Annotated in this window: 2 protein-coding genes and 1 pseudogene; 1 reads left to right on the top strand and 2 read right to left on the bottom strand. The window is 74.3% G+C overall.

From position 1 onward, the window contains the following. A pseudogene (locus tag ACFU6K_RS38620) lies at window positions 1-524 on the bottom strand (hypothetical protein); the annotation flags it as partial. Then, on the bottom strand, window positions 517-1029 hold the full coding sequence (locus ACFU6K_RS38625; protein ID WP_380671286.1) for a SigE family RNA polymerase sigma factor: 513 nt from the start codon (window positions 1027-1029) through the stop codon (window positions 517-519). The pseudogene ACFU6K_RS38620 and the gene ACFU6K_RS38625, both read right to left, overlap by 8 nt. 252 nt (window positions 1030-1281) lie before the next feature. Here ACFU6K_RS38625 and ACFU6K_RS38630 point away from each other — a divergent pair. Beyond that, on the top strand, window positions 1282-1560 hold a 279-nt coding region (locus ACFU6K_RS38630; protein ID WP_380671288.1), incomplete at its 3' end, for a hypothetical protein.

Raw genomic sequence — 1560 nt, forward strand, 5'->3', positions numbered from 1 at the left:
TTGATGAACGTCGCGGGCGAGGACATGCTGTTGCCCTTGTCGCCCTTCGACTCGCACTGCACGTACTGGCCGGCGGAGTCGACGGCGACGACCACGCCGTCGGTGCCCGGCGAGGCGACGGGAGCACGGACCCCGATCACCGCGTGGTACTTCGACGCCTCGGAGCCCAGGCAGGAGGCCAGGATCTCGGCGACGGTCCCGGCGTCGATCGGGGTCGTCGCCGTGCTGGTGACGGTGGAAGCCGCCGGGGGGTGGGGGGAGGCCGGCACGGAGGGGGTGCCCGTGGTGGCTGGTCCCTGTTGTGGTGCCGGTGGGTGTTGTGGCCCCGGCGAGTTCAGCACGGACGGGAGCGCCAGGCACAGGGCCGCCGCGGTGCAGGCCGCGGTCGCGCCGAGGACGTGTCGGCGGTGCCGGCGCCGGTCGGCGCGTCTGCGGATCTCCGCAGCGGGCAGGGCAGGTGCGGGCATCTGCGTGCCGAGCAGCCGCAGCCGGTCGTCGAGGCTGTCGTGGACGGGGTCAGACACGGAGTCTTCCTTCCTCGCTGGTCGGGGTCCGGTCGGAGAGTCTGGCCGCGAGCGCGGTCCGGCCGCGGGCGAGGCGGCTCTTGACGGTACTGATGCCGGCGCCGGTCTCGGCCGCGACCTGCTCGACGGAGAGGTCGCACATGTGGTGCAGGACCAGGGCGATCCGCTGTGCTTCGGGCAGGTCGCGGAGCGCGGTGACCAGCATCAGGTGCTCCTCGGTGGGCGGCTCGACGGGGGATGGTTCCTGGCAGTGGTGGCGTCCGGCCAGGTGCAGGCCCCGGGCCAGGCGTCGCCAGCGGGAGTGGGCCAGCCGCCGGGCCGTGGTCCGGATCCATGCCTCCGGGGCGTTGCCCGGGTCGAAGGTGCGCCTTCGGTCCCAGGCGCGGATGAAGGCCTCCTGGACCACGTCCTGGGCTTCGGACCAGTTGCCGGTTATCGCGTAGAGCTGCCCGGTGAGGCGGGAGAAGGACGCCGCGTAGAACGCGTCGAACTCCTGTGGCGTCATCAAGGGCCTCTCCTCCGGGGCTGTCCGTCAGCTCGCGGCACGGGCGGTGCGCGAGGAAGCACTCCTCGGCCTCGGCGGGTCAGCCGTGCGTCCTGGGTGGAGCCTCCCGCCCTGTACGCACGAGCGCCGCCCCAGGGTCGCACCGGAGGCCTGTGACCTGGATCACATGTGCGGGGTGCGACCGGTCCGGCGTCGGGAGGCGTACAGGGGCGCGGGCATCAACCGGACGCCCGCAGGAAAGGACACGGATTCATGCGTATCCGCCCGATCATGATCATCACCGCCACCGCCGCGGTCATCGCGACCGCGGGGGGAATGGCCACCGCCGCGACCGGCACCCCCACGTCCACCCCCTCGGCCCAGAGCAAGCCCGCCGCCGCGCCGGCCGCCCCGGCCGCCCCGGCCTCCGGCAGCGGGGCGGCCGCGGCCGGTGTGGCCGCCCCCCCGGCGGCGTACCCCGGGACCCGTACGGCGCCGCCCCCCATCGACGCCGGGACCGTCGCCGCGGTACAGGCCACCGGCCAGGGGTCC

The sequence above is a fragment of the Kitasatospora sp. NPDC057512 genome (assembly GCF_042802135.1).
Classification (GTDB): domain Bacteria; phylum Actinomycetota; class Actinomycetes; order Streptomycetales; family Streptomycetaceae; genus Kitasatospora.

Excerpts from the sequence above, each read along its gene's own strand:
- ACFU6K_RS38625 (WP_380671286.1), bottom strand. The coding sequence starts at position 1,029 with ATGACGCCACAGGAGTTCGACGCGTTCTACGCGGCGTCCTTCTCCCGC.